Below are 879 nucleotides of genomic sequence, written 5' to 3'. Positions count from 1 at the left end.
GTGGGCTCGGGGCAGTGATGGGGGCATACAAGATGCTTCGTAATACCAAGATAAGTATCATTAATCCGCAAAAACCGATCTTAGACTTACTTAAGTTGACTCGAGTCAACAAGCTAATATTGAGCTATTCAACAATTGAAGACGCGTTAACAGCAAGCGCATAGCTGTAGCGATGCTCATCCTAGAGGATAGTACTGGAGCCCCTGACCACGGTGGCAATAGGGAGATTAACGTGAACACAAGGAAGTTTAACCAACAATACACAAGCAGCTTAGAAGCATCCCGTACCGTAGCCTCCGATATTCTTCCTTTTTGGCACTCCCTCGGCTTAGATGGAGCAGTGATAGGACAGATGGAGCTATGCATTGTGGAGCTGGTGAATAACGTATTTGAACACGCTTACGCTAACCTTGATGGTGCAAAATTTGAGATTACTTCTTACTTAAGCGACACTCAGCAATTGATTATTGAGGTCGCTGATTATGGCAATTCAATGCCATCCAATCTTCTTAAAGATCTCGCCATGATGGATTTGTTGAACCATTAGCCTGTGACCCAAGTACTTGGCTACAAAGTCGCAGGGGACTTAAGATTATTGAGCAACTTTCAGACAAAATTGAATACCATTCAAACGAGAATTGTAACACCTTTAAGTTACAGCGAAAGACGGGCTAAAGCTGCGCTTCCCCTCGACTGCACTAGCAAAACTGGCAATCACTGTTAACGGTTACCTTAATAATCAAAGGAAAACTTGATGATAGAAATAGAAAAGTTAGTGGCGCTCTGTGACGGCGATGATTCTATGCTAAACATGGTAGTCGCACTCTATCTTCAAGAGTACGGTCAGAGTGATCGTATTATTTTACACAGATACCATAC

Annotated in this window: 1 protein-coding gene; it reads left to right on the top strand. The window is 42.9% G+C overall.

Features of this window, described 5'->3' with window-relative positions:
- The first annotated feature begins 232 nt into the window (after positions 1–232).
- A complete protein-coding gene (locus K5Q92_RS23765; RefSeq protein ID WP_259649692.1) occupies positions 233–547 on the top strand; it encodes an ATP-binding protein in 315 nt (104 codons plus the stop codon).
- Positions 548–879 lie beyond the last annotated feature (332 nt).

The organism is Shewanella sp. MBTL60-007, assembly GCF_019654915.1.
Taxonomy (GTDB): domain Bacteria; phylum Pseudomonadota; class Gammaproteobacteria; order Enterobacterales; family Shewanellaceae; genus Shewanella.
This window is presented reverse-complemented; position numbering and strand designations above follow the sequence as displayed.